The following is a 24,608-nucleotide window of genomic DNA, read 5'->3' on the forward strand; positions in this document are numbered from 1 at the left end:
TTACCGCCTTTGTTGCGCGACGCTTTGGGCGGCGATCACCAGGCACTTGGTCAATTCCGGCGAGGAGAATTTGGTCAGCACCGAGTTGGCCCCGGCCAGGCGCGCTTTTTCGCTGTTCATCGCGCTGTCCAGGGAGGTGTGCAACAGCACATAGAGATGTTGGAAATCCGGGGTTTCTCGCAAGGTGCGGGTGAGGGCGTAACCGTCCATCTCTGACATCTCGATGTCCGACACCACCACGTTGATTTCCTCAGCCGTGCCTTGCAGCTCCAGCAGCACGTCGATGGCTTCCTTGGCACTGCGCGCGGTATGGCACGTCAGGCCGAGGTTGCGCAAGGTATGCACCGATTGCTGCAGGGCGACCTGGCTGTCGTCTACCACCAGAATCCGCGCGTGGCCCAAGACTTCCGCTTCTTCCATGGTCAGGTCGGTCGGCGCCACTTCAATCGGTGCCGGTGCAATGCCATGGATGACCTTTTCGATATCCAGCACCTGCACCAGCCCGCCTTCGACCTGGGTCACCCCGGTGATGAACGCGCGGTTGCCGCCGGAGCCGTAGGGCGGCGGGCGGATATCGGTGGTCAGGCAGTGCACGATCTTGCTCACCGCCTGCACATGCAGGCCCTGCTTGGAACGGCTCACGTCGGTGACGATCAGGCAACCGCCGTCCGGGTCTTCCAGGGGCATTTCCCCCAGGGCGCGGCTCAGGTCGATTACCGCCAACGAGTTACCGCGCAAGGTGGCGATACCTTTGACGTGGGGGTGCGACTCCGGCAGCTTGGTCAGCGGCGGGCAGGGAATGATTTCGCTGACTTTCAGCAGGTTGATGGCCATCAGCTTGCCGCTGCGCAAGGTAAAGAGCAGAAGCGAGAGTGAGTCTGCGCGGGCTTTAGTGGTGGGCATAAGAACCTTCTGTGGATCAGGGATGACGATCTTCTATGGAAGGTTATCGACTTGGGAGAGCCAGGCTTTAACCGGATTTTGTGTCGGACTGGGCCAGCTCCTCCGACATTGAGTCTGTATCAGCCCTTCCACACCTGCGGATTCACCAGGTCCTGCGGGCGTTGGCCCAGCAGGGCGCTGCGCAGGTTGTCCAGGGCGCGGTTGGCCATGGCTTCACGGGTTTCGTGGGTCGCCGAGCCGATGTGCGGCAGGGTCACGGCATTGCTCAGTTGGAACAGCGGCGACTCGGCCAATGGCTCCTGCTCGTACACGTCCAGCCCGGCGCCACGAATGGTCTGGTTTTGCAGGGCCTGGATCAGCGCCGGTTCGTCTACCACCGGGCCGCGGGAGATGTTGATCAGGATCGCGCTGGACTTCATCAGCGCCAACTCACGGGTGCTGATCAGGTGACGAGTCTTGTCACTCAAAGGCACCACCAGGCAGACGAAATCCGCCTCGGCCAGCAACTGCTCCAGGCTGCGAAACTGCGCGCCCAGTTCCTGCTCAAGCTCGACCTTACGGCTGTTGCCGCTGTACAGGATCGGCATGTTGAAGCCCAGGCGACCACGACGGGCCACGGCCGCGCCAATATTGCCCAGGCCGACGATGCCCAGGGTCTTGCCATGCACATCGCTGCCAAACAACGGCGCGCCGACACTGGCTTTCCACTGGCCGGCCTTGGTCCAGGCGTCCAACTCCGCCACCCGGCGCGCGCTGCTCATCAGCAGGGCGAAGGCCAGGTCGGCGGTGCTTTCGGTGAGCACGTCAGGGGTATTGGTGAGCATGATCCCGCGCTCGTTGAAATATGGCACGTCGTAGTTGTCGTAGCCCACCGACACGCTGGACACCACCTCCAGTTTGCTCGCGCCTTCGAGTTGCGTCCGGCCCAGCTTGCGTCCCACGCCAATCAGGCCATGGACGTGGGGCAGGGCTTCGTTGAACTGCGCGTTGATGTCACCCAGCTTGGGGTTGGGCGCGATCACCTCGAAATCCTGTTGCAGGCGTTCGATCATTGGCGGGGTGATACGGCTGAAGGCGAGGACAGTCTTTTTCATGGCAGGCGGGCTCATCGACTACGGAAGAATGCCAAGCACGCTAACATTCTTGTCGTCAATTGTCAGGACACCGCCCCTCCCACATTTGATCTCTATCGTCTGGTAGACATCAGTCAGTTCGACAACCGCGCCCCACCCAAACTGCCGCTCAATTCATACGCCACCAACTCCGCCTGATGCGCCGCCAGAATTTCCGGCAACGAACCGCGCAGGTATTCCACCCACGTTTTGATCTTCGCATCCAGGTACTGGCGCGACGGGTAGATGGCGTACAGGTTCAGCTCCTGGGAGCGGTAGTTGGGCATCACCCGCACCAGCGTGCCGTTGCGCAGGCCTTCGATGGCCGCGTACACCGGCAACAGGCCGACGCCCATGCCGCTGGTGATTGCGGTTTTCATCGCGTCCGCCGAGTTCACCAGAAAGGGCGAGGTGTTGATCGCCACACTCTCCTGGCCTTCGGGGCCGTTGAAGGTCCACTTGTCCAACTGCACCACAGGGCTGACCAGGCGCAGGCAGGCATGGTTAAGCAGGTCATGGGGACGGTGCGCGCAGCCCTTGGCCTTGACGTAATCCGGCGAGGCACAGGCGATGCTGTAGGTGATGCCCAGGCGCTGGGAGACGAAGCCCGAATCCGGCAGCTCGCTGGCCAGCACGATGGACACATCGTAGCCCTCGTCGAGCAGGTCCGGCACGCGGTTGGCCAGGGTCAGGTCGAAGGTTACGTCCGGGTGAGTGCGACGGTAGCGGGCGATGGCGTCGATCACGAAGTGCTGGCCGATGCCGGTCATGGTGTGCACTTTCAACTGCCCGGCGGGGCGCGCATGGGCGTCGCTGGCCTCGGCTTCGGCTTCTTCGACGTAGGCGAGGATCTGTTCACAGCGCAACAGGTAGCGTTTACCCGCCTCGGTGAGGGCAATGCGCCGGGTGGTGCGGTTGAGCAAGCGGGTTTGCAGATGGGCCTCCAGATTGGAGACCGCGCGCGAGACGTTGGCCGTGGTGGTGTCCAGTTGCGCGGCGGCGGCGGTGAAGCTGCCGGCGTCGGCCACACAACTGAAGGCGCGCATGTTTTGCAAGGTGTCCATGGAGTGTTCTCTGGGGAGATAGCAAATTGTGACAGAAAGTTACGTCGACCAGTGATCCCTACCAATGGATTATCGCCTGAACGGTAATAAAGAATCACAGGAATACCTGCTTATCGTGCCCCATGCTGCCGCCTAGAATTGCGCCACCTACCGTGCATCACCACCTCAGGAATTCGCTTGCCGTGCCGCGTCGCATCAGCAGAGAGCTGAAGACTCTCAGTGTTTGGGCTTTATCGTTAGCTATCAGCGGCTGCATCGGAACCGGAGGAATCGCCCCCCAGGGCCAGGCCCTCAACGCCAATACCCTGGCCACCGACGAAGCCATCCAGAGCGCCGCCCAGGATGCCCATTGGCCCACCGCCCAGTGGTGGCAAGCCTACGGCGACCCGCAACTCGACCGCTGGGTCGAGCTGGCCACCCGTGACAGCCCGAGCATGGCCATGGCCGCCGCGCGGGTGCGCGAAGCGCGGGCCATGGCCGGGGTTGCCGAGTCGGCCGAGTCGTTGCAGATCAACAGCGACACCACCCTCAAGCGCCACAACTGGCCCGAGGATCAGTTCTACGGCCCCGGCGAATTGAGCGGTGCCAACACCTGGGACAACAATTCGTCGTTGGGCCTGAGCTACCCCCTCGACCTGTGGGGCCGCGAAAGCAACGCCAGCGAGCGCGCCGTGGACCTGGCGCACATGAGCGTCGCCGACGCGCGCCAGGCCCGGCTTGAACTGCAGAACAACGTCGTGCGCGCCTATATCCAGCTGTCGTTGCACTACGCCAATCGCGTTATCGTCGCGGCGACCCTGGCCCAGCAACAGCAGATCCTTGACCTGGCCAACAAACGCCTGAATGCCGGCATCGGCACGCATTTGGACGTGAGCCAGGCCGAAAGCCCGTTGCCGGAAACCCACCGCCAACTGGACGCCCTCGACGAAGCCATCGCCCTGAGCCGTAACCAGTTGGCCGCATTGGCAGGCAAAGGACCGGGGGAGGGCGCGCAGCTGCAACGCCCGAGTCTGTCTCTGGCCGCGCCATTGAAACTGCCATCGACCTTGCCCGCGCAATTGCTCGGCCAGCGCCCGGACGTGGTCGCCGCCCGCTGGCAAGTCGCAGCCCAGGCGCGCGGAATCGACGTGGCTCATGCGGGGTTCTACCCCAACGTCGACCTGGTCGGCAGCCTTGGCTATATGGCCACCGGCGGCGGCATGCTGGCATTTCTGGCCGGCAAGAAATTCAACTACAGCGTCGGCCCGGCGCTCACCCTGCCGATCTTCGACGGCGGCCGTCTGCGGGCCGAGCTGGGTGCAGCCAGCGCGGGCTATGACCTCGCCGTGGCGCGATACAACCAGACCCTGGTCAACGCACTCAAGGGCCTCAGCGACCAGTTGATCCGCCGCGAATCGATGGACAAGCAATCGTTGTTCGCCGCGCAGTCGGTGGCCTCGGCGCAGAAAACCTATGACATCGCGACGGTCGCTTACCAGCGCGGCCTCACCGATTACCTGAATGTGCTCAACGCCCAGACCCTGCTGTTTCGCCAGCAACAGATCGAACAGCAGGTACAGGCGGCGCGCCTGAGTGTGCATGCCGAACTGGTGACGGCCTTGGGCGGCGGCCTCGATGCCGGCAGGGACGTACCCCAAGATGCCCGGACCCTCCCGAGCAAAACCCCGGCGGCGCTGGCCGTGTTCGATCACTGAGTAGGTTGCGATGACGCCCTTGCCTGCACCGCTGCGCTGGCTGTATGCCCTTGAGTGGCGCCGTGGTTTTTTCGACTGGGCACGCAGCGACGGCGTGACCTGGGTGTATATCTTCAAGGTACTGATCGCGGCGTTTCTCACCCTGTGGTTGGCCATGCGCCTGGAACTGCCGCAACCGCGCACGGCAATGATCACCGTGTTTATCGTGATGCAGCCGCAAAGCGGCCAGGTGTTCGCCAAGAGTTTTTATCGCTTCCTCGGTACCCTGGCGGGCTCGGCGGTGATGGTGTTGCTGATCGCCTTGTTCGCGCAGAACACCGAATTGTTCCTTGGCGCGCTGGCGATCTGGGTGGGCATTTGCACGGCCGGCGCCACGCGTAACCGCAACTTTCGCGCCTATGGTTTTGTGCTGGCCGGCTATACGGCCGCAATGGTCGGTTTGCCGGCCCTGGCCCATCCGGACGGCGCGTTCATGGCGGCGGTGTGGCGTGTGCTGGAAATCTCTCTGGGAATTATCTGCTCGACGCTGGTCAGCGCGGCGATTCTGCCGCAGACCGCCAGCGCCGCCATGCGCAATGCCTTGTACCAGCGCTTCGGCGTGTTCGCGTTGTTCGTCACCGACGGCCTGCGCGGTCGCAGCCAGCGCGAAGGGTTCGAGGCCAGCAACGTGCGCTTTATCGCCGAAGCCGTGGGCCTGGAAGGGCTGCGCAGCATCACTGTGTTCGAAGACCCGCACATGCGGCGGCGCAACGGGCGGCTCAGTCGCCTCAACAGCGAATTCATGAGCATCACCACACGCTTCAATGCCCTGCACCAGTTGCTGGAGCGGCTGCGCAGCGATGCGGCTGATCATGTGGTTGCCGCGATCAAACCGGGCCTGCAAGACCTGGCCGAAGTGCTCGACGGTTTTTCCGGTCGCGCGCTCACCAGCCCCGACGCCGCGCGGTTGGTCAGCCAGCTCAGTGCCTATAAGGACGGCCTGCCCGCCACGGTGCGCAGCCTGCGCACGGCATTCCAGCAGGGCAATCCGAGCGACGCCGAGCAACTGGATTTTCATACCGCCTACGAGTTGCTGTACCGCTTTGTCGATGACCTGCACAACTACGCGCAAACCCACGCCTCCCTGGCCGATCACTCCCACGCGCGGGAAGACTGGGACGAGCCCTACACGCCGAAAACCAACTGGCTGGCCTGCGCCGCTTCGGGGATTCGTGCCTCATTTATCCTGATCGTGCTCGGCAGCTACTGGGTGGCCACGGCCTGGCCCAGCGGCGCCACCATGACGTTGATCGCCGCCGCCACCGTCGGCCTGTCCGCCGCCACGCCCAACCCCAAGCGCATGGCGTTCCAGATGGCCTGCGGCACCTTGATCGGTGCGCTGGTGGGCTTTGTCGAGATGTTCTTCGTGTTTCCGTTGATCGACGGCTTCCCATTGCTATGCGTAATGCTCGCGCCGGTGATCATCCTCGGTGCTTTCCTCGCTTCGCGCCCGCAATACGCCGGTGTCGGCGTGGGCCTGTTGATCTTCTTCAGCACCGGTTCAGTGCCGGACAACCTTACGGTCTACAACCCCTACACCTTTATCAACGACTACATCGCCATGGTCCTCGGCATGCTGGTGTGCGCAGCCGCCGGCGCGATCATCCTGCCGCCCAACAGCCGCTGGTTGTGGCGCCGCCTGGAGCAGGACCTGCGCGAGCAAGTGGTGTACGCGATCAGCGGCAAGCTCAAGGGCCTGACGTCGAGCTTCGAGAGCCGTACCCGTGACCTGCTGCACCAGGCCTACGGCCTCGCCGTCGGCCAGCCGCAGGTGCAGCGCGACCTGTTGCGCTGGATGTTCGTGGTGCTGGAAGTCGGCCACGCGATCATCGAGTTGCGCAAGGAACAGGCGATTTTGCCGGTGCATCCGGCCTACGCCGAATCCCAGCCGTGGCGCCAGGCGATCCGCGTGATGGGCCGCTCATTGGTGCGGCTGTTCCTGCAACCCAGCGCCAGCAATCTGGAGCGTGGGCTGATCGCCGTCGACCATGCGATCAGCCGCGTGCAGGCCACCGACGAACCCTTCGCCCCGCACTTCGACACCTCGGCCCTGCGTCGGGTGAAGAGCTACCTGCACTTTATCCGCACCTCGTTGCTCGACCCGCAATCGCCGTTGGCGGCCCTCAAAGGAGCCCCGCATGCCCCGTGAAATCGCGTTCCACGGCCTGTACATGCCGACCATGACCCTGATGTTCCTGATCGCCGCGGTGCTGGCCTGGGCACTGGACCGTTTCCTGGCCGGGTTCGACCTGTACCGTTTTTTCTGGCACCCGGCGTTGCTGCGCCTGAGTTTGTTCGTTTGCCTGTTCGGCGCCCTGGCGCTGAGCGTCTACCGTTGAGAATGCCCCGATGAAAAAGTTTTTCAGCCTGCTCGCCACCTTGCTCGTACTGGCCCTGGCGATCTGGATTGGCCGCACATTGTGGGTGCACTACATGGAGACCCCCTGGACCCGCGACGGCCGCGTGCGCGCCGACATCATCAACGTGGCGGCCGACGTCACCGGCGTTGTGATCGACGTGCCGGTGCGCGATAACCAGTTGGTTAAAAAGGGCGACCTGCTGATGCAGATCGACCCCGAGCACTATCGCATCGCCGTCAAACAGGCGCAGTCGTTGGTCGCTTCACGCAAGGCCACCTGGGAAATGCGCAAACTCAACGCCCACCGCCGCGCCGACCTCGATGCCCTGGTGATCTCCAGGGAAAACCGCGACGACGCCAGCAACATCGCCGACTCGGCCCAGGCGGATTACCAGCACGCACTGGCCCAGTTGGAAGCCGCCGAACTCAACCTGAAACGCACGCAAGTGCTGGCGGCGGTGGACGGTTATGTCACCAACCTCAACGTGCATCGCGGCGACTATGCGCGCATCGGCGACGCCAAGATGGCCGTGGTGGATATGAACTCGTTCTGGGTGTATGGCTTCTTTGAAGAGACCAAGTTGCCCCATGTGAAGGTCGGCGATAAAGCCGATATGCAATTGATGAGCGGCGAGACCCTCAAAGGGCATGTGGAAAGCATCTCGCGCGGTATTTACGACCGTGACAACCCCGAGAGCCGTGAGCTGATTGCGGATGTGAACCCGACCTTCAACTGGGTGAGATTGGCCCAGCGGGTGCCGGTGCGGATTCATATTGATGAGGTGTCGGAAGGGGTGTTGTTGGCGGCGGGGATTACTTGCACGGTGATCGTTGAGCAGACACGAAACTAAATTATGGGAGCTGGCAAGCGCCCACATTCGTTTTTTTGTTGATAGGCAGATCGGACTCTGTCTCAGATGAGGACTTAGGCTCTGATTTTTCGTCGACGCCTGACCCGCAACATACCGACGTAGCGGCGGTGGTTTCTTGTGTGGAGAAGGAACAAACAGAACAGCGCTTGAAATAAAGGGAACACTGCAAACATCGTCACTCGTTGGTTACCCAGGTAGTCGGCCGCAAGCATAGCGTTCAAGGCTGCGACGCCTACCAGGAGGGCAGGGCCGAAACGAAACCCCGCCGCCACCAGCGCCATCCCAATGCAGATGACCAGTAGTAATACCAGAGCCGCCAAAACCGCATATTCGCTTGGCAGGTAATATATTCGGGTGTAATACGACAGGCTATGTGACAAGTTGCCGGAAGTACTGACGAGGCTCATTGATACCCCCATGCCCACCGTGAACGCAAAACGTCGGGTGTAATAACGTAAGGTTCGGGGATCCTGGGCGCTGATAATGTCATTGTTCATGGTTGCCGAACTCCTCATAAAGGCCAATAACGACAGAGTTGATGTTTCCGGACAGGCCGCTGCCAGTGACCGTCAGAGCGGAGCCCACTTGATCAGCTAATTGAATGAGCAGGTCCTGACGTAATTGGACATTGCTGAAGCGCTTGGGCAGTGTTCCTGCCAACTGCTTTAACCGGATCATTTCGCGAGGATGACGAGGGTTCTGCAAACGCAGAACTTCGTTTGTCAGCTTTGCGCGCTCCTGGCGGCTCATGTGCCTCAATATGTCGGTCAGGTTGCGGCCTGACGTATTTTTGATAGCCATGACAGTTTTTACCGTGACAAACGTCGTGCTGCCCGTGCCTACCAGTGAAATGCTATCCAAGGCTACGGTCATTGCCTGATACCAACCAAGGCTATCGTAATAATCGTTCTCAGCGGGTTCGGTCAGCTCTTTGTAGGTTCGCCATACGCCGTTGCCACATTGCAAAGCGCTGGCGGCTGCCGCTGTATAAGCAATGTAAGTAACTGCAAGGCTGGAACCTGCACTGAGCGGCGCTGACGCGATGCCTGCCTTGGCAACGATAATGCCAATCACAGCTCCACCACATGCCAGCGTCATGCCCGCTGCCTCGCGCCATAGCTGCGACTCACGTGGCAAGTTCGCTACCCACTGCGCGTATTCGTCGGTCGTCATCATTGGTCCCGCCACCTCCCGCAGAATCACCCGCTTGGGCCTGATGCTGCACAGCGGCACAAACTCACGCAGCACCGTCACCTGATAATCACTGCCGATATGCACCACACCGGCCCCGACGATGGCCGGGTCGGCGTCAATAGTTCGATATAGTTTGGGCAGGTCCAGCAGACCGGTCAGTCGCTGGCGGGTTGTAGTGTGCGCGTCCGGCACACCGCTACGCAGGAAATCGCTTGGCATCCTTTCACCTGTGAATCGACAGAGGTGAAAGAGCCTGAGGGTAGTCTGCTTATAATGATGTCAGGCTGTTCGCTGTTTTCTGTAGGACCTGGCCGGATGCAGGCTAAAGTGTGAGAGTCAGGCCTTGATAAAGGTCTCATGCAAATGTCGCCACAACAGCGCGCCATTGGCCTGCTTTTCAAACACCACCGTGGCCCGGCGGTCCGTCTGTGTACCGCTGTCATCCACCTGATGTTCGCGGTACGTCACCGTCGCACCGCGCGCATGCCGATCAATCCCGGCCATTTCACTCAAGGTGATCTTCAACCCCGGGCGCATGCCGCCCAGGCGCGTGAACAGCGCGTTGACCCCGGCCGCATTCACTCGCGTGCCGGTGGCGGGGGCGACCATGCTGAACTCGGGCGAGAAGCGCGCCAGTAGATGTTGCAGGGTGCCTTCAGGCGCAACGCCGGCAAACCATTGCTCGATCTCGACGTGGGTCTGGATCACTTCTTCGAAAAACTCGCTGTAGTCGATCATTTACAAACTCCTATTCAAACCAAAGCGCTTCTTCAACACACTTTCCAATAATCCTTTGGGCAGCAACGCCGCCAACAAGGGCAACGCCCGGCTGCCATTGCCCGAACGCAACAGCCGTGGCGGCTGAGCCTGTTGCACGGCCTTGAGCACATCCGCCGCAAACACACTGGCTGGCGTCGGCTTGTCCTGTGACGCCTGGCTGCGTGCCCGAATACCTTCGCGCAACGGCCACCACGGCGATTGTTCGTTGATCAACAATTCGGCCTGGGCGCCGGCGTTTTTCGCGAAGCTTGTATTAATGGCTCCGGGCTGGACTTCCATGACTCGAATCCCAAACGGCGCCAATTCCATGCGCAATGCGTCGCTCAACGCATGCACCGCCGCTTTGGAGGCGCAGTAGGCACCGGCAAATGGCGTCACCAGCACCCCGGAAACGCTGCCTATATTCACCACCAGGCCTTTGCCGCGACGCAGTGCGGGAAAGAACGCCTGGGTCACGCCGACGATGGAAAACACGTTGGTCTCGAATTGGCGCTGCATCGCCTCGGTGCCGCCGTCGAGCAACGGGCCCATGGCGCCGTAGCCGGCGTTGTTGATCAGTACATCCAGCTCGCCCAGCTGTTCGGCCAGATGACACAGGGCGGTGCTGTCGTTGACGTCCAGTTGCACGGCATGGAAGCCGGCTGCGGTGAGGGCCGCGACGTCATCGATGCGGCGGGCGCTGGCCCACACGTCGAAGCCTGCCGCCTTGAAGGCATCGGCCAAAGCGCGGCCGATGCCGCTGGAGCAACCGGTGATGAGTACGTTGGGCATGGCTCAATCCTTTGTCAGTCCGAGAAACTGCCTTGCAGGTGCTCGGCGCGAAATTCCAGGGTTTGCGGGCGGTAGCCGGGGCGCAGCGGTGGGGTGGGCAGGCAGTCGTCCCAGGTGGCGCCGGCCTGCAACTCGCCGGGGCCGCGATAGCGCGGGGCGGCGTAGACGTTGTCGGCCAGGTTTACGGTGTCGCCCGGCGCATAGGCGGCGACGCGCCAGCGCAGTTCGGTCAGTGGTACGTTGTTGCCGTTGTTGAGGGTCAGTTTCAGCGGACGGTCGGCGGGGCATTCCTGCGGGGCGTAGGTGATGCGCAGTTCCAGGCGCGCCAGCTGCGAGGCTTCGCGGTTGTCCAGCCACACCACCCAGACGGCCACGCAACCCAGGCCCGCCAAGGCTGCGAGGGAAACCGGCAGGGCCCTGGCCGGGTAGCGCAGCAGCAGGATCAGCCAGGTGATGATCAGTAGAACGCCGAAGAACATGGAGACCGCCTCGAATAGGGAACGAGCATCCTAACTTAAGCTTAGGTGGGATTGGTTACCTTGAGAGGGGGGTGATTGGGCTGACGCCATCGGGAGCAAGCCCCCTCCCACACTAAAATTGTGAATACATTCGAATGTGGGAGGGGGCTTGCTCCCGATGACTTACTTACTGAGCAGCAGAGTCTGCCTGCAAACCATCAATTGAAGCCTCAACCAAGGCCAAGCCGGTTTCCGCCAATTGCAGGCTGGCCCAGTTCAGGTAGCTCTGGTGTTCGGTGCACAGGTCTTGAGCCGCCAAGGTAAGGACTCGGGCAGTGCCCAGTACATAGCTGGCATGTTCCAGTGCATGTTCGATGGGGATGTCGGGTTGTACGCGAAACAGTGGTATTTCACTGCGCTCGCAGGGGCCGAAGGGGGTGGGGCGGGTGGTTTGTTTGGGCATTGTCTTGCTCCTTGAGAAAAAGAAGCTGCCTCTGATCGCCGTCAAACGATTGGGTGGCAACTGTGCGCAGGTTGACGGACCGGTCTCAAGAACCCGGCGCACCCGAAGGTGCCCCACGCACAGTCGCCATAACGCTGTGCTGCGGGCACATGAGTGCACGAGCAAAGTAAAGGGACTATGCATCTTGAGAACAGCGAGGCCGTCAAACCTCATCACGAATGAGTCGTGACAGGCGCGAGGATAGGCAGGATGGGGGCAGGGGTCAATGATGGCGATTGTTCTCACGAGCCTCATCGGGAGCAAGCCCCCTCCCACATTTGGACCGGTTACAGCCTTGGAATACGGTCAAACTGTAGGAGGGGGCTTGCTCCCGATGGCGCCCTCACAGCCAGCGCAGATCCCAAACAAAAAGCCCCCACCCAACCCACTGCGGATAGGGGACGCAATGGGCTGGGCGAGGGCTTCTTGTACGACTGTTTTACTGCGCGATAGTTTTCACCGACACGCCACGCTCAATCGGCGTCGAGCGGCCGTAGATATCTTCGAAGCGCTCGATATCGTCTTCGCCCAGGTAGCTGCCCGATTGCACTTCGATGATCTCAAGCGGGATCTTGCCCGGGTTGCGCAGGCGGTGCACCGAAGCGATCGGGATGTAGGTGGACTGGTTTTCGCAGAGCAGGAACACGTTATCGTCACAGGTGACTTCGGCGGTGCCGCTGACCACGATCCAGTGTTCGGCGCGGTGGTGGTGCATTTGCAGGGACAGGCACGCGCCCGGCTTGACCGAGATGTGCTTGACCTGGAAACGCCCGCCCATGTCCACCGAGTCGTAGGAGCCCCACGGGCGATAGACTTCGCAGTGGTTCTGGGTTTCGCTGCGGCCCTGTTCGTTGAGGGTGTTGACCATCTGCTTGACGCCCTGGACCTTGTCCTTGTGGGCAATCATCATCGCGTCCTTGGTTTCCACCACGACGATGTTGTCCAGGCCGATCACCGACACCAGTTTGCCGTTGCCGTGCACCATGCAGTTGCGGCTGTCCTGGATCACCACGTCGCCTTTGCTCACGTTGCCGTTGGCGTCTTTATCGTTGACCGCCCACAGCGAGGCCCAGCAGCCCACGTCGCTCCAACCGGCGCTCAGTGGCACCACGCAGGCGCGTTGGGTTTTTTCCATCACGGCGTAGTCGATGGAATTGTCCGGGCAGCAGGCGAAGGTGGCATCGTCGAAGGTTATGGTGTCATTGGTCTGCTCACTGCGCTCCAGGGTCAGCACGCAAGTGTCGTAGATGTCCGGGTCGTGTTTTTTCAGCTCTTCAAGGAAGCGGCTGGCGCGGAACAGGAACATGCCGCTGTTCCAGAAGTAACCGCCGCTTTTGACGAACTCGACGGCGCGTTTTTCATCGGGTTTTTCCACGAACTGCTGCACACGGCTCACGCCTTCGGGCAGCAGCGAATCGTTGGTGGACTTGATGTAGCCATAGCCGGTTTCCGGACGGGTCGCCGGTACACCGAACAGCACCATCTCGCCACGTTCGGCGGCCACGGTGGCCAGGGCCAGGGCGCGTTGCAGGGCTTTCTGATCATCGATCACGTGGTCGGCGGGCAGCACCAGCATCAACTCGTCACGACCTTCGTTGACCAGCATCATCGCGGTCAGGGCCACGGCCGGCGCGGTGTTGCGGCCGAAGGGCTCCATCAGGATGCGTTGGCATTCGAGCTTGCGCGCGCTCAACTGCTCATTGACGATGAAACGGTGATCCTTGTTGCAGACCACAATCGGGCTGTCCATGCCTTCGAACACCAGGCGTTCCAGGGTTTGCTGGAACAACGTGTGCTCACCGGTCAGGGCCAGGAACTGCTTGGGGAACTGTTTGCGGGAAAGCGGCCAAAGACGTGAGCCGCTACCACCGGAAAGGATTACTGGGATCATGGGGGTTTCTCCTTGAATCGATATGGGTCAGAGCTACGAAGGTTTGTCGTTTCACTCTTGTTTTTGTCTCGGTCCGAACTGACCTCCTCGGTCCTTGTGGGAGCTGGCTTGCCTGCGATAGCGGCGGTGGATTCACCGCCGCTATCGCGGGCAAGCCCGGCTCCCACAGGGGGGAAGTGTCAATCCGGGAAAATAATCAGCGGGTCGACACTGGGCGTTTCACCCAGACTGGCGACAGGCTCGAACCGGAGCCTGTGACATACAGCACCGCCGCTTCGCCACGTTCCAACGCAACCGGCTTCACATCGCCGACTTTCTTGTCACCGTCATACAACGCCAGGCTCACTTTCACCGGGTTGATTTCACGCTCGCCACGGCCCTTGGCCGCCACCGACTTGACCACATCGGTCTTGCCGTCGGCGGTTTTCAGGGTCAGGGCCTTGTCGCTGAGGTTCTGCACGCGCACCAGGGATTTCTGCTTGTTCTTGAACGGCGGTTCTTCGATCAGCTGGGGCTGGCCGCTGCCGCTGTTGACCAGGGTGTAGTAGTGGTCGGCGGCGAGTTTGACCGGTACGGTCTGGCTGCCGACCTTGGCGCTGTAGTCACCGCCCGGCATAAAGCTGAAGTCGCTGCTGGCCAGGGGCGCAACCTCGCTGAGGTTGGTGTTGCCGACGGTGGCGCTGACTTCCTGGTTGCTGGCGTTGTAGATACGCACGAAGCTTGAACCTTTCGGTGCCACAGGGCCGTACAAGGCGGCGTCACCGGCGGCGAAGGCAGACATCGATACAAAGCTCAAGCCGGCAGCGATAGCCAGGGTCTTGGCGAGACGACGCGGAGTAGTAGTGAAAGTCATGTGAGTTACCTCTCTTTCAGTTTTGCGCCCGGTCGGGCGTCTCGGGTTTCTGATTTTTAAAAGCAGGGGTGTTGATAGCCATGTTTTGTTGGCGCGAACCGGCTTGTTTAAGCTGCGCAACCCACGCGGGGTCGGCATCGCCGATTTCGTTGTTGACGGGCAGATAGCGTTCAGGGAACTCCCAGATCAGCACCTGTGGCGGGCTGTTCTTGAAGTCGTCGCTTTTGAGGTAGCTGAGCATCGGCAGGATCGGGCCGTGGCCGTCTTCGGCGTAGCTGACCACGTCGCTGCCCAGGGCTTGCTTGAGGGCGCCGACGAAGTTCCAGTTGGGGTTGGCGCTGTAGCTGGTACCGACCAGGGCCACCGGGGTTTCGCTGTCGCTGAACAGCGCGTCGTCGCCTTTCTCTTCGGCCAGGTGCGTGACGCGTTTTTCCAATGGCTCTTTAGGTGGCATCAGGTTTTCGAACAGCGGATCCAGCGGCAGGAACAGACGCAGGTCGCCTTTATGCGGCTCGATTTTTTCCGCTTCGGTGACAAAGCGCTGTGGCTCGCCGCTCAGTGGCGTCTTGTCGGCAATCGCCTTGGCCAATTGCTTGGCGGCGATTTCCGCACCGTCCGGTGTCCAGTGAGTGTCGGTGCGCAGGAACACTTGCTTGCCGGCGAGCTTGGCTTGTTGCAGCGGGCCGAGCAGGTCCGGGGCAGGGATCTTGTCTGCCGCCACGCGGGCGTGGAAGTCCTGGTACAGGTTGGCGTGGATGCTTGCCGGTTTCACCTCACCCAGGTGCTCCGGGTACAGGCGTACCTTGGCCGGCACGATCGCCATCACCAGTTGGATACCCTGGGCCTTGAGCTTCTGGCGTACGCCTTCGACCAGCGCGTAGTTGCCTTGCAGGTTCTGGTCTTCGTTGACGGCGGGGTTGAATTCCTCGTCGCTGTACAACCAGTGATCGCGGCCCAGCACCACGCCAGGGCGACCTTCGTTGAACAGCTTGTAGTCCAGCGCCGCCCACAGGTTGGTGCCCAGGCGCTTGATCGGAAACTCGTCGTCGTAGTGCGTCTCGACGGCCTTGGTCCAGCGACCGTTGAGCACGGTCGCATCGGCGTTGGTGCTGAAGCCGAAGAAACTGCGCAGCGACCAGGCGCCCAGGACCAGCAGCAGCGCCATGAACAGGCTGATATAGAGGACGCGTAATGAACGGGTCATGGTCGGCTCCCTCAGAATTGGAAGTAAAGGAACGGCGAGAAACTCTGCGCCGACAGTTTGAGAATCGACGCCACGAACAGCAGCAGCACCGCAGCGCGCATGGCGTAGCGTGGCCAGTCAGCGGTCCAGTAGGCTGGTTGCACGGCCGCGTCGCGGCCTACGCTGAAACCAGGCTCGTGGATGCTGCCGGGGTTGTCGCCCGGCACAGCCTTGATCAGGCTCGGATCGGCCGGCTTGGTCTTCTCGGCAGGGCGGCTGGTGTAGAAATCACGCAGGCCGAAGAACGCCAGGGTTGCGTACGCCACCACCAGGGTCGCCACTTGCAGGCCAGTGAGGTTGGCGCGGTTGAGTTCCGACAGCGACCACTCGCCAAAGCTGAACATGGCACCGTACATACGCCCGGCAACGTGCAGGTTTTCGGCGCGGAAGATCACCCAACCCATCACCACCAGCAGGAAGGTGAAGGCCCAGCGCAACACATTGAAGCTGCGCGGCGCGGTGTTCAGGCCGATGGCTTTTTCAATCGCCAGCCACATGCCGTGCCAGGCGCCCCACACGATGTAAGTGATGTTCGCGCCGTGCCACAGGCCACCGAGCAGCATGGTCAGGAACAGGTTGCGGTAAGTGGTCAGCGTGCCTTTACGGTTGCCGCCCAGGGTGATGTACAGGTAGTCACGCAGCCAGGTTGACAGGCTGATGTGCCAGCGGCGCCAGAACTCGGTGATCGACTGGCTGATGTACGGCTGCTTGAAGTTTTCCATGAAGCGGAAACCCATCATCAAGCCCAGGCCGATGGCCATGTCGCTGTAGCCGGAGAAGTCGAAGTACAGCTGCGCGGTATACGCCAGCGCACCCAGCCAGGCGTCGCCGGTGGTGGGGTTTTGCAGGGCAAAGCAATGGTCGGCCACCACCGCCAGGGTGTCGGCGATGAAGACTTTCTTGATGAAACCCTGCATGAACCGCGTGCAGCCCTCGGAGAATTTATCCAGGGTATGGGTGCGGTTGTTGAACTGGTCGGCCAGGTCGCGAAAACGCAATACGGGACCGGCGATCAAGTGCGGGAAGATCGCCACGAACGCCGCAAAGTCGATGAGGTTGCGGGTTGCCGGGGTGTCACCACGGTACACGTCGATGATGTAGCTGATGGACTCGAAGATGTAGAACGAGATCCCGATCGGCAACAGCACGTGGGTGAGGATGAACGGCTCCAGGCCGGCCGACTTCATCATCACGTTGATGCTGTCGACACCGAAGTTGGCGTACTTGAAGTAGCCGAGGATGCACAGGTCAACCGCCACGCCGAGCAGCAGCCAGCGCTGGGCCGGCTTGGTGCGCACGCCGGCTGCGCCGACCTTGAGGCCGATCCAGTAGTTCCACAGCGTGACGGCCGCGAACAGCGCCAGGAAGTCCACTCGCCACCAGGCGTAGAACACGTAGCTGGCAATCAGCAGCAGCAGATTGCGATAGCGTTGCCCGCTCAAGTAGTACAAGCCGAGAAAGATCGGCAAGAACAGAAACAGGAACACATTGGACGAGAAAACCATCCCGATCTCTCCATGTTTAACCAACAGTCAAGGGCCGCAGCCCCCCCAAACCCCCCCACGATTTCGGGGGAGGCTGTGATCGTTCCCACGCTCTGCGTGGGAATGCCTCTTGTGACGCTCTGCGTCACGCTTTGGGACGCAGAGCGTCCTGTGCTGCATTCCCACGCAGAGCGTGGGAACGATCAGCGACTAGCTGCCTTTGTTGCCTTTCTCGTGCGTCGGGTCGTAGACCTTGGTCAGGTCACCCCCCAGGCGGAAGGTCTTGAACGGTTGCATCCCGTGCTTGCGCTCGATCACATCCGGAGCGCAGGTGTAGAGGGTGCAGAACGGCTCAAGCCAGGCGTATTTCATGTCCTCCTTGAGGTCTTTCATGTCCTGTTCCTTGCCGTTCTTCTGCTCGAAGATTTCCGGGTCCTTGACCCCAGCCAGCACTTTGTCGCCCAGGCGCTTGAGCGCGCTGTTGTTTTCCTGGCGCAGGTCCACGCCGTTGACCAGGGCAAAACTGGCGATCATCGACAACGGCGGCAGGGCGTAGTTGTGGTACGACAAGGCGCGTTGCTGACGCTTCAATTCGTTGGGCAAAAAGCCCTGGTCGTCGACCTGGTTGACGCCGACCTTGTATTCCTTGACGGCCCAATCAAACAGGTCGCGACGGTTGGTGGCGATGGAGGTCGCCATCACCGACCAGGCGGCCCAGTACGAATGGTTGTTGGTTTTTTCCAGCGGCAGGTTGTCCCAGTCGCTCACCACCTGATCGGCCAGTTTGTTGAACCAGGCTTCGATCAGTTGCGACTCCTGCTGGTGGTTGGCCAGTGGGTGCGAGTCGGAAAACTTCAGGCGCACATAGGCCGAAGCCATGCTGCCCAGCGCCCATTTGCGCATGGACTTGCCGGTGTGGTTGAAGTCCTTGGACATCAACGCATCGGCCTTGGCCCATGACACCAGCCAGTTCAGCGTGCATTCGAGCTGCTCCGGACGGCCGTCGCGCATGAACTGCATCACGCGCTTGCTGGTGTCTTTTTCCAGCTTGGTGATGTCGGCGGTGCTGTCGCGAAAGGCTTTTTCCGACTGCACATTCAGCGTCGAACGCGCCTTGTCGGAGCCTTCGTACTTGCTGCGAAATTGCAGGGGCCCGGTATAGGGCGTCGGCATGGTGTCGCAGCTTTCCTTGGAGGCGCCGGTCTTGAGCGATTCGATCGGTGCGAAATAGCCCTGGGGCGGACGCAGCGGCGCGGCGGCGTTGACTGAACCGGCAAACATCGCCAGGCCCAGCAGTGTTGGGATCAATAACTTCTGCATAGGTAACCTCATTGCCCGGTTGAGGCGGTCTGTTGACCACCGGCCGGGAATACGTTGCGTGTGCAAATTTTCGCTTCGACTTTCTGCGCGGCAGCGCCCGCTTCAGGGCCCTGCACTTCCACGGCCAGCAAGTTCTGCGAGGCCCAGTCTTCATCGGTGCGCAGTTCAAAGGCGAAACGCCCGTCTGTATCGGATGTTTCGGGTTTCTCGATCTTGATGTCCTCGTGGCGCCCGTTCATGTACCAGAGGGTGGCTTGCAAGGTTTTCACCGACGGATCGGCGAAGCGGATATCGACCTGGTGATTGGCATTACGCAGGTCTTTGTTCGAGCTGTTGACCATCAATTCGTTCTTGCCGGGTTTGAGCGTGGTGCTCGCGCTCATCTGTGCGGTCTTGCCTTCACAGCCGTTGTCGAGCAGCGCCATCATCTGGCGGTAGATGGTTTCCTGGTCCAGGCGATACAGCGGCGAGAATTCCCAGATCAGGATTTTCGGCGGGTTTTTCTGGAATTCTTCGCTGCCCAGGTACTGGATCATCGAACCTTCCAGGCCACCGCCGGGAAAGGCGACGTTGAGGATGTCGGCGCCGATTTCTTCTTCCAGGAACCCGGCGAAGTTGTAGTTCTTGCCGCTGTGACTGGTGCCCACGAGCGTGATCTGCGGGTTGCCCGAATCGCCGAACAGGTCGCCGTCGCCCGCTTCGCCCTTGGGCTCGGTGGTGAACTGGTCCATGTACTGGATCGCGTAGCTGGTGCCGCACAGTTGCCCGGCCATGTTGTGCAGGGTGCCGGTCTTGCCCATGCGCCCGGAGCGTTTGGTCTCGAATTCGCGCTTGGGGATATCGGCGAATTCAGGCAGTTGTTTGACCTTGGCCGCGACGATTTTGGCGGTGCGCTGGGCGCCGTAAGGGGTCCAGTGCTGGTCGCCGCGGAAATAGAAATCGTGAGCCGGCAGTTCATCCGGCAATTGCTCATTGGTCAACGGCGACAGGTCAGGCACCACGTAGCCCATCTTGGCGAAACGGCCGAGCATGGTCTTGTAGTTGGTCAACGCCTTGTCGAAATCGTACGAGGCTTTTTCTTCCGGGTTGAGCTTGTTGCGGTTCACCAGGCCACGGGTCGGCTGGTAGACCAGCACCAGTTCCACGCCCTTGCTTTTGAACGCATCGTGCAGCTGTTGCAGGCGTTTGTAGCCGGAGGGGCTGGTGTCGAATTCGGTGCGCAAGTCTTCCTGGGTACGGAACAGCCAGTCGCCCTGGGCTTGCACCAGGGTGGTGAAGTTCTGCTGGTAGCGCGTGGTGTAGTTCTTCGCGTCATGGGCGGCCGGGCACAGGCTGCAGCACGGTTCGGCGGTGAAGGTCGGGGCTTTCACCTCATCGGCGCGTACGCCTTGGCTGGCCGCGAGCAGGCCGAGGGTCAGACCCGAGAGGCTCAGCAGTTTGATCATGTGTGGGTGCATAAGGGTCATCCTCAGTCCTGCATTTCGGTCTGGCGTTCGACAGGGTCGATCAGCACGGCTTTCTGCTGGCGCACCAGCAGGTCGAGAATCTCTTCCTGGCGATCGCCAAGAACACCGGAGAAGCTGATGCCGCTGGATTTGGTCGGCGCCAGCATCGACACGCGGTACAGCTCGATGCTCAACGGCGAATCGATGGACAGCGGCCCGCTGCCGTTACCCGCCAGCTCACCGCCGACCACGATCAGCGAAACCTTGGCATCGAACGGGTCGAGGGCGATGTCACGGTCGGTGTCGGTCAGATCCTTGATGTGGCCATACACGCCGGTCAGGCCGTTGGCCATGGCGGTGTTCTCGTACAGCTTGATGTTCACGCTGTTACGCACGCGGATGCCGTGGCGCCGGTTGCTGATCACCTTGTTGCCCCACAGCAGGTTGTCACCGCTCTCATAGAGGGTGATGCCGTCGGTGTGGTTGCGGTAGATCTCGTTGTCGGCGATCAGGTTGTTCACGCTGTTACGGTCGATCACCAGGCCCGAGAGTTTGTTCTCGTAGCTGCGGTTGTTGAAGATGAAGCTGTCGTTCACTTCCCGGGAAATGATGATGCCGTGCTTCTTCTTGGTGCCGTATACGGTGTTGTCCGCGATGATCAGGCCGTGGGAACGGTCGTGGGGGTCAATGCCGTAGACGATGTTGTCTTTGTAGGTGTTGCCCTTGATCACAAAGCCGGTGGTCTCGTAGCAGTAGAAGCCGTACCACATGTCCGAGAACTCGGAATCGATGATCCAGCCGGTCGGTTCCGCACGCTTGAGCACCTTGGCCATGTTCGGCGTGTACTGGGAAATACTCACCCCGTACGACTTACTGTTGGCGTAGCCGAAACTGGCCATCTTGCTGTTGGCGATGTAGGTCTCGGTGCCGCCCCAGGCCAGCAGGAATGGGCGAAATTCCTTGGGCGACTTGAACAGCGCCGGGCCATTGGCCTTCTCGTCCCAACCGGTGATCTTGGTGTCGCGCACGAACAGCTGGCCGTCGTTGATCAGGAACGAACCGGCTTGCTGGGACAGGCGCAGTTCCTGGGTTTTCTTATCGATTTCCAGGATGCCTTTGCGCCCGACCACAATCGGCAACTTGGCCAGGAACACCCCCGGTGAGATTTCGCTCAGGTACTGCTTGGGCACTTTGCCGAGCAGGTCCTTGAGGTTCATATAGCCGTCGTCGACAAAGATCGCCTGGGGAATGCCGTGCTGGCGCACCACCCATTCGGCCATCTTGTTATCGCCGCCGATAAAGTCCTTGAGCGCGTCTTCCTGCATCATGCGACGGATGCTGACTTTGCCGGGTTTGCCGCGCACGATCTTTTTCTCGATGGCGGCGCTGGTGTAGCCCGACAGGTCGGGCAGGGCCGGCTTGGCCATTTCCAGCGGCGCGGTCGGCGGGCTGGAAATGGTGTAGGTCTTGGCCTGCTGGAGTTCCTTGGCGATGGTCGGCGCCTTGGCCGCCGTATCGGCAAACGCTGTGGCGCTGGCCATCAGCATTGCCGCGACGAGTAGGCTTTGAGCATTCATTGCACAGGCTCCCATCAGAATTTCCAGATCACGTCGACAAAGGCGCGGTGCATGTACGAGTCGACCTGGCTGCCATAGGCGTCGCCCGGTTTGAACACACCGGCACGAAAGCGCACCAGCGCCGACGGCTCTTCGACCGACTGGCTCAACGCGGCTGGCAACAGGCCGGTCTTGAAGTACTTGGTGACCACCAGGTCCATCTCCTGACCCAGGTCTTTCTTGCCGTCTTCCAGCGGCAGGGACGTGCTGGACAGAATCGCGCCGGTCACGTCGTCGGTGTTGTTCTGCACCGCATCGATGCCGTTGCTGCCCACTGGCTTGTTGCCGTCGACGCGCCAGAACTTGTGGTACACCAGGCTTGCGTCGTAGTCCTCGCGCAGTTGCCAGGAACCGAACAGGCTCATGGACTGCATGTTGTTCATCTCGCCACGGAACGCTTCGCCGAAGCGGTGCACGCGAGACTGGGTGCCGGTCCAGTTCGAACGGTTGCTTTGCAGGCCGTTCTGCTCGTATTCGGCGCTGGCGCGGGCATAGGCCGCACCCACTTGCCACTGCGGGTCGAGACGCAGGCGGATGCCCAGGTCGGTGGCCCAACCGCTCACGTCATCGCTGCGCTTGGCGTTGGTGGGGCGGGTGCCGTCGGCGTTCAGCGCGTTGACGGTGTCGCGGTCGCCCTGCATGCCGGTGATGCTGGCCCAGTAGTTGACGGTGTTGGTGTTGCGCCAGTTATAGGCATCGCTGTTGGCTTCGATGCCGAGCCAGGTCAGATCGCCGTTCTCGCGCTTGTCCAGCGAGTCGGTGGGCACGCCCGGTTGCGGGTAGTCGAGCTTGCCGTTGTCATGGGTGTGGTGACCGCGCAGACCGATCCACTGCCCCGGCGTCCACTGGTAGGACGCGTCGGCGTAGAGGTGCTGGCGGTCCTTGTCCTTGGGCGACAGTTCCTTGAGGTCGGTGCGGTATTCGCTGAAACGCTCGGCGACGCCGACATTGGCCTTGAGCAAGGTGGTGTCGAAGGTCCAGTTCAGCGCTTCGATGTTGGTGTCGCGCCATTGGCCGTCGTCATTGCGCAGGCGCTGGCGGCCGAGCTTGAGGATCTCGCCGGGGTAGGGCGTGAAGCCGCTGTAGCCGACCCAGAACTCGCGCATGGCCAGGTAGTTTTTCTTGGTCTTGCGGTCGCTGTTGCTGGTCTGCTGGTTTTCGTCATCGGCCGACTGTTGCAGGGTGTCGGTCTCGATGATGTCGCTGGAAGCAACGGCCTGGCCCATGGCGTAGGCGCTCCAGTTGCCGCTTTCGCCGTAGATCCAGGGGCGGAGGTCGATACCGACGCCGTTGACGTCGCCGCCTTTCTGCGTGCCGAGGTCACGGTCGTCTTCGGACTGGCCGGTGATTTTGACTTCCAGACCGAAGTTCTTGGCTTCGGTCAGCGCCGCCAGGGTCGGGCACGACCACAGCAGGGCGAAGGTCAGGCCGATACCAGCCTTGACGAATGGATTGAGCTTCATAGGGATTCCTCGCCGTCGTCTTCTTCATCCAGAGCGTGCAGTTGCAACGTGCTCTGGGCCAGGGTGCCGCGCGCAGCCAGTTCCTGTTGCACCAGGCGTTGGCCCTGGGCGCGTTGTTCCGGCGTCAGGGGCGCTTCGAGCTGGGCCGCCAGGTCATTGGCTTCGGGGGTGTCCTGGGCCTTGGCCAACTGGCTGAAGACATAGGCGTTGATGGGGTCGGGCTTGGTGCCCTTGCCTTGGGAAAACAGTTGGGCGATAGCGAAGTCGGCGCTGTTCTGGCCGTTACGCGCAGCGGTGAGCAGGTGGTCCAGGGCTTTTTGCGGGTAGACCTTGCCCAGGTAGCCACGGCGGTAGATCTGGCCGAGGTAGTAATCGGCGGCGACTTCCCTGCCCACGGCTTTTTCGAAGTGCGCTTGCGCGGCCTTGGCGTCGGCCGGCACCCACTTGCCTTCGTAGTAGAGCTTGCCCAGCAGCAGTTCGGCGCGTGGCTGGTCGGCGGCGCGGCCGTTGTCGAGGTACTTCATCATCTGGTCGACGTCGCCCAGTTCGGGGAAGTCGTAGAGCAGTTGCGCCAGGCTGACCCAGGACGCCGGGTAGCCAGGGGCGATTTTTTCCAGCAGGGCCTGGGCGGTTTTTTCGTCCGGGGTGCCCAGGGTGGCATCGCCGAGCACGCGGGCGACGCTGTCGACCCGCTGGGCGGTGACGGTTCCCGCGCTGTAGCCGGCTTCCATCTGCTTGAGCAGTTCGGCCTGTTTCTCCGGCTGCTGTTTTTTCTGGTAGACCGTGGCCAGCTCGACATAGCAGATGTCGGTGGTATTCAGCGCGGCCTTGCAGATGCGCTCCACATCATCCAGGTGCTGGTCGTAGGTGCCCTGGGTGCGATACAGCAGCACCTGGGCCAGACCGGCTTCCGAGTAACCGGCGGCTTGCCATTTACTGATCTGCTGCTGGGCGTTCACGTTGGGGAAGCTGTGCGGGTATTGCAGGTACAGCATCGCCAGCGGGATCAGGGTGTTGCCTTCGCCATTGGCAAAGGCTTTTTTCAGCAGGCCTTCGGCTTCATGGTGTTCGGCTTCGGTGCTGCCGGGCTTGGCCACCAGCAGGCGACCGAGGCGGGCCTGGGCACGCGGCGAGGTCGCTGCCGCTGCGCGATAAGTGGCCTCGGCCTGTTTGATCTGTGCCGGGTCGCGGGTGCCGACCTGGATATCGGCCAGGCCCACTTGGGCTTCGCTGTAACCCAGCTCTGCCAGTTGCTGGTAATTCTGCTGGGCGGTGACGGTGTCGCCGCGCTTCAATGCTTCGTTGGCCAGGCGTTGGTCGGGCAGGCCGGCGCAACCGGCGAGGCTGACGGCCAGGGCAAGCAGAGCTACCGAACCAAAGTGGGCAATGTCTTTGTGGCGAGGGAGCTTGCTCCCGCTGGGGTGCGCAGCGCCCCCAAGAGCCGGCTCCAGCTGCGCTGTCGAGCGGGAGCAAGCTCCCTCGCCACAGCAAGCCCGCTCCCACAGGGATTGTTTTGTTCTTGAAATAGGGTTCACAGGCATGTCC

At 61.4% G+C, this 24,608-nt stretch carries 22 protein-coding genes; 4 read left to right on the plus strand and 18 right to left on the minus strand.

Annotated features, from left to right (window positions below):
* The 3 genes from PSH66_RS05530 to PSH66_RS05540 form a co-directional block, all read right to left on the minus strand.
* A complete protein-coding gene (locus PSH66_RS05530) occupies positions 1–903 on the minus strand; it encodes a chemotaxis protein CheV (RefSeq protein ID WP_003171900.1) in 903 nt (300 codons plus the stop codon).
* A gap of 119 nt (positions 904–1,022) precedes the next feature.
* Positions 1,023–1,997 carry a D-glycerate dehydrogenase gene (locus tag PSH66_RS05535; RefSeq protein WP_003171901.1) on the minus strand — a complete coding sequence of 325 codons (975 nt, stop codon included), beginning with the start codon at positions 1,995–1,997 and terminating at the stop codon, positions 1,023–1,025.
* A 113-nt stretch (positions 1,998–2,110) separates the two neighbouring features.
* Positions 2,111–3,079 (minus strand): LysR family transcriptional regulator, encoded by a 969-nt coding sequence (locus PSH66_RS05540; protein ID WP_078731632.1) that lies wholly within the window; start codon positions 3,077–3,079, stop codon positions 2,111–2,113.
* Positions 3,080–3,261: 182 nt separating this feature from the next.
* Here PSH66_RS05540 and PSH66_RS05545 point away from each other — a divergent pair, with 182 nt between their 5' ends.
* From PSH66_RS05545 to PSH66_RS05560, 4 genes are read left to right on the plus strand one after another with little or no spacing between them, the layout of a single operon-like run.
* A complete protein-coding gene (locus tag PSH66_RS05545) occupies positions 3,262–4,773 on the plus strand; it encodes an efflux transporter outer membrane subunit (RefSeq protein WP_305428524.1) in 1,512 nt (503 codons plus the stop codon).
* A 10-nt stretch (positions 4,774–4,783) separates the two neighbouring features.
* A complete protein-coding gene (locus PSH66_RS05550) occupies positions 4,784–6,961 on the plus strand; it encodes an FUSC family protein (protein ID WP_305428525.1) in 2,178 nt (725 codons plus the stop codon).
* On the plus strand, positions 6,951–7,151 hold the full coding sequence (locus tag PSH66_RS05555; protein WP_003171907.1) for a DUF1656 domain-containing protein: 201 nt from the start codon (positions 6,951–6,953) through the stop codon (positions 7,149–7,151). Before PSH66_RS05550 ends, PSH66_RS05555 begins: the two co-directional genes overlap by 11 nt.
* Positions 7,152–7,161: 10 nt before the next feature.
* Complete coding sequence (locus PSH66_RS05560; protein ID WP_305428526.1) at positions 7,162–8,022, plus strand: HlyD family secretion protein; 861 nt, start codon at positions 7,162–7,164, stop codon at positions 8,020–8,022.
* 74 nt (positions 8,023–8,096) lie between these two features.
* Here the strand turns inward: PSH66_RS05560 and PSH66_RS05565 are convergent, their stop codons facing one another.
* From PSH66_RS05565 to algK, 15 genes are all read right to left on the minus strand, one after another.
* Positions 8,097–8,540 carry a hypothetical protein gene (locus PSH66_RS05565; protein ID WP_305428527.1) on the minus strand — a complete coding sequence of 148 codons (444 nt, stop codon included), beginning with the start codon at positions 8,538–8,540 and terminating at the stop codon, positions 8,097–8,099.
* Positions 8,530–9,456, minus strand: a complete 927-nt coding sequence (locus PSH66_RS05570) for an NAD synthetase (RefSeq protein WP_305428528.1) — start codon at positions 9,454–9,456, stop codon at positions 8,530–8,532. Before PSH66_RS05570 ends, PSH66_RS05565 begins: the two co-directional genes overlap by 11 nt.
* A gap of 117 nt (positions 9,457–9,573) precedes the next feature.
* Positions 9,574–9,975 (minus strand): DUF4440 domain-containing protein, encoded by a 402-nt coding sequence (locus tag PSH66_RS05575; protein WP_305428529.1) that lies wholly within the window; start codon positions 9,973–9,975, stop codon positions 9,574–9,576.
* Positions 9,976–10,788: an SDR family oxidoreductase gene (locus PSH66_RS05580; RefSeq protein ID WP_305428530.1), complete on the minus strand. Its 813-nt coding sequence runs from the start codon at positions 10,786–10,788 to the stop codon at positions 9,976–9,978.
* 14 nt (positions 10,789–10,802) lie between these two features.
* Positions 10,803–11,267: a multidrug transporter gene (locus PSH66_RS05585; protein ID WP_305428531.1), complete on the minus strand. Its 465-nt coding sequence runs from the start codon at positions 11,265–11,267 to the stop codon at positions 10,803–10,805.
* Between the two features lie 166 nt (positions 11,268–11,433).
* Positions 11,434–11,709, minus strand: coding sequence for a DUF3077 domain-containing protein (locus tag PSH66_RS05590; protein ID WP_017526203.1), 276 nt, complete (start codon positions 11,707–11,709; stop codon positions 11,434–11,436).
* A gap of 478 nt (positions 11,710–12,187) precedes the next feature.
* Positions 12,188–13,639 (minus strand): mannose-1-phosphate guanylyltransferase/mannose-6-phosphate isomerase, encoded by a 1,452-nt coding sequence (locus tag PSH66_RS05595; protein ID WP_305428532.1) that lies wholly within the window; start codon positions 13,637–13,639, stop codon positions 12,188–12,190.
* 196 nt (positions 13,640–13,835) lie between these two features.
* Positions 13,836–14,492, minus strand: a complete 657-nt coding sequence (locus tag PSH66_RS05600; protein ID WP_003171917.1) for an alginate O-acetyltransferase AlgF — start codon at positions 14,490–14,492, stop codon at positions 13,836–13,838.
* A 16-nt stretch (positions 14,493–14,508) separates the two neighbouring features.
* Entirely contained in the window at positions 14,509–15,696 is a 1,188-nt protein-coding gene (locus PSH66_RS05605) for an alginate O-acetyltransferase (RefSeq protein WP_305428533.1), read from the minus strand.
* 11 nt (positions 15,697–15,707) lie between these two features.
* The gene (locus PSH66_RS05610; RefSeq protein ID WP_141064048.1) at positions 15,708–17,240 is read right to left on the minus strand and encodes an MBOAT family protein; all 1,533 of its coding nucleotides are present in this window, start codon (positions 17,238–17,240) and stop codon (positions 15,708–15,710) included.
* A gap of 189 nt (positions 17,241–17,429) precedes the next feature.
* On the minus strand, positions 17,430–18,539 hold the full coding sequence (locus PSH66_RS05615) for a mannuronate-specific alginate lyase (protein ID WP_080547065.1): 1,110 nt from the start codon (positions 18,537–18,539) through the stop codon (positions 17,430–17,432).
* 8 nt (positions 18,540–18,547) lie between these two features.
* Positions 18,548–19,996, minus strand: a complete 1,449-nt coding sequence (locus PSH66_RS05620) for an alginate O-acetyltransferase (protein ID WP_003171921.1) — start codon at positions 19,994–19,996, stop codon at positions 18,548–18,550.
* An 11-nt stretch (positions 19,997–20,007) separates the two neighbouring features.
* Positions 20,008–21,576: a mannuronan 5-epimerase AlgG gene (gene algG / locus PSH66_RS05625; RefSeq protein ID WP_003171922.1), complete on the minus strand. Its 1,569-nt coding sequence runs from the start codon at positions 21,574–21,576 to the stop codon at positions 20,008–20,010.
* The gene (locus tag PSH66_RS05630) at positions 21,576–23,063 is read right to left on the minus strand and encodes an alginate export family protein (RefSeq protein ID WP_003171923.1); all 1,488 of its coding nucleotides are present in this window, start codon (positions 23,061–23,063) and stop codon (positions 21,576–21,578) included. Before PSH66_RS05630 ends, algG begins: the two co-directional genes overlap by 1 nt.
* Positions 23,060–24,604, minus strand: a complete 1,545-nt coding sequence (gene algK, locus PSH66_RS05635) for an alginate biosynthesis TPR repeat lipoprotein AlgK (RefSeq protein WP_305428534.1) — start codon at positions 24,602–24,604, stop codon at positions 23,060–23,062. The genes PSH66_RS05630 and algK overlap by 4 nt, the downstream gene beginning before the upstream one ends.
* Positions 24,605–24,608: the final 4 nt, after the last annotated feature.

The organism is Pseudomonas sp. FP597, assembly GCF_030687435.1.
Lineage (GTDB): Bacteria > Pseudomonadota > Gammaproteobacteria > Pseudomonadales > Pseudomonadaceae > Aquipseudomonas > Aquipseudomonas lactucae.

Excerpts from the sequence above, each read along its gene's own strand:
- PSH66_RS05530 (WP_003171900.1), bottom strand. The coding sequence starts at position 903 with ATGCCCACCACTAAAGCCCGCGCAGACTCACTCTCGCTTCTGCTCTTT.
- PSH66_RS05535 (WP_003171901.1), bottom strand. The coding sequence starts at position 1,997 with ATGAAAAAGACTGTCCTCGCCTTCAGCCGTATCACCCCGCCAATGATC.
- PSH66_RS05540 (WP_078731632.1), bottom strand. The coding sequence starts at position 3,079 with ATGGACACCTTGCAAAACATGCGCGCCTTCAGTTGTGTGGCCGACGCC.
- PSH66_RS05550 (WP_305428525.1), top strand. The coding sequence starts at position 4,784 with ATGACGCCCTTGCCTGCACCGCTGCGCTGGCTGTATGCCCTTGAGTGG.
- PSH66_RS05555 (WP_003171907.1), top strand. The coding sequence starts at position 6,951 with ATGCCCCGTGAAATCGCGTTCCACGGCCTGTACATGCCGACCATGACC.
- PSH66_RS05560 (WP_305428526.1), top strand. The coding sequence starts at position 7,162 with ATGAAAAAGTTTTTCAGCCTGCTCGCCACCTTGCTCGTACTGGCCCTG.
- PSH66_RS05565 (WP_305428527.1), bottom strand. The coding sequence starts at position 8,540 with ATGAACAATGACATTATCAGCGCCCAGGATCCCCGAACCTTACGTTAT.
- PSH66_RS05570 (WP_305428528.1), bottom strand. The coding sequence starts at position 9,456 with ATGCCAAGCGATTTCCTGCGTAGCGGTGTGCCGGACGCGCACACTACA.
- PSH66_RS05575 (WP_305428529.1), bottom strand. The coding sequence starts at position 9,975 with ATGATCGACTACAGCGAGTTTTTCGAAGAAGTGATCCAGACCCACGTC.
- PSH66_RS05580 (WP_305428530.1), bottom strand. The coding sequence starts at position 10,788 with ATGCCCAACGTACTCATCACCGGTTGCTCCAGCGGCATCGGCCGCGCT.
- PSH66_RS05585 (WP_305428531.1), bottom strand. The coding sequence starts at position 11,267 with ATGTTCTTCGGCGTTCTACTGATCATCACCTGGCTGATCCTGCTGCTG.
- PSH66_RS05590 (WP_017526203.1), bottom strand. The coding sequence starts at position 11,709 with ATGCCCAAACAAACCACCCGCCCCACCCCCTTCGGCCCCTGCGAGCGC.
- PSH66_RS05595 (WP_305428532.1), bottom strand. The coding sequence starts at position 13,639 with ATGATCCCAGTAATCCTTTCCGGTGGTAGCGGCTCACGTCTTTGGCCG.
- PSH66_RS05600 (WP_003171917.1), bottom strand. The coding sequence starts at position 14,492 with ATGACTTTCACTACTACTCCGCGTCGTCTCGCCAAGACCCTGGCTATC.
- PSH66_RS05605 (WP_305428533.1), bottom strand. The coding sequence starts at position 15,696 with ATGACCCGTTCATTACGCGTCCTCTATATCAGCCTGTTCATGGCGCTG.
- PSH66_RS05610 (WP_141064048.1), bottom strand. The coding sequence starts at position 17,240 with ATGGTTTTCTCGTCCAATGTGTTCCTGTTTCTGTTCTTGCCGATCTTT.
- PSH66_RS05615 (WP_080547065.1), bottom strand. The coding sequence starts at position 18,539 with ATGCAGAAGTTATTGATCCCAACACTGCTGGGCCTGGCGATGTTTGCC.
- PSH66_RS05620 (WP_003171921.1), bottom strand. The coding sequence starts at position 19,996 with ATGCACCCACACATGATCAAACTGCTGAGCCTCTCGGGTCTGACCCTC.
- algG (WP_003171922.1), bottom strand. The coding sequence starts at position 21,576 with ATGGGAGCCTGTGCAATGAATGCTCAAAGCCTACTCGTCGCGGCAATG.
- PSH66_RS05630 (WP_003171923.1), bottom strand. The coding sequence starts at position 23,063 with ATGAAGCTCAATCCATTCGTCAAGGCTGGTATCGGCCTGACCTTCGCC.
- algK (WP_305428534.1), bottom strand. The coding sequence starts at position 24,604 with ATGCCTGTGAACCCTATTTCAAGAACAAAACAATCCCTGTGGGAGCGG.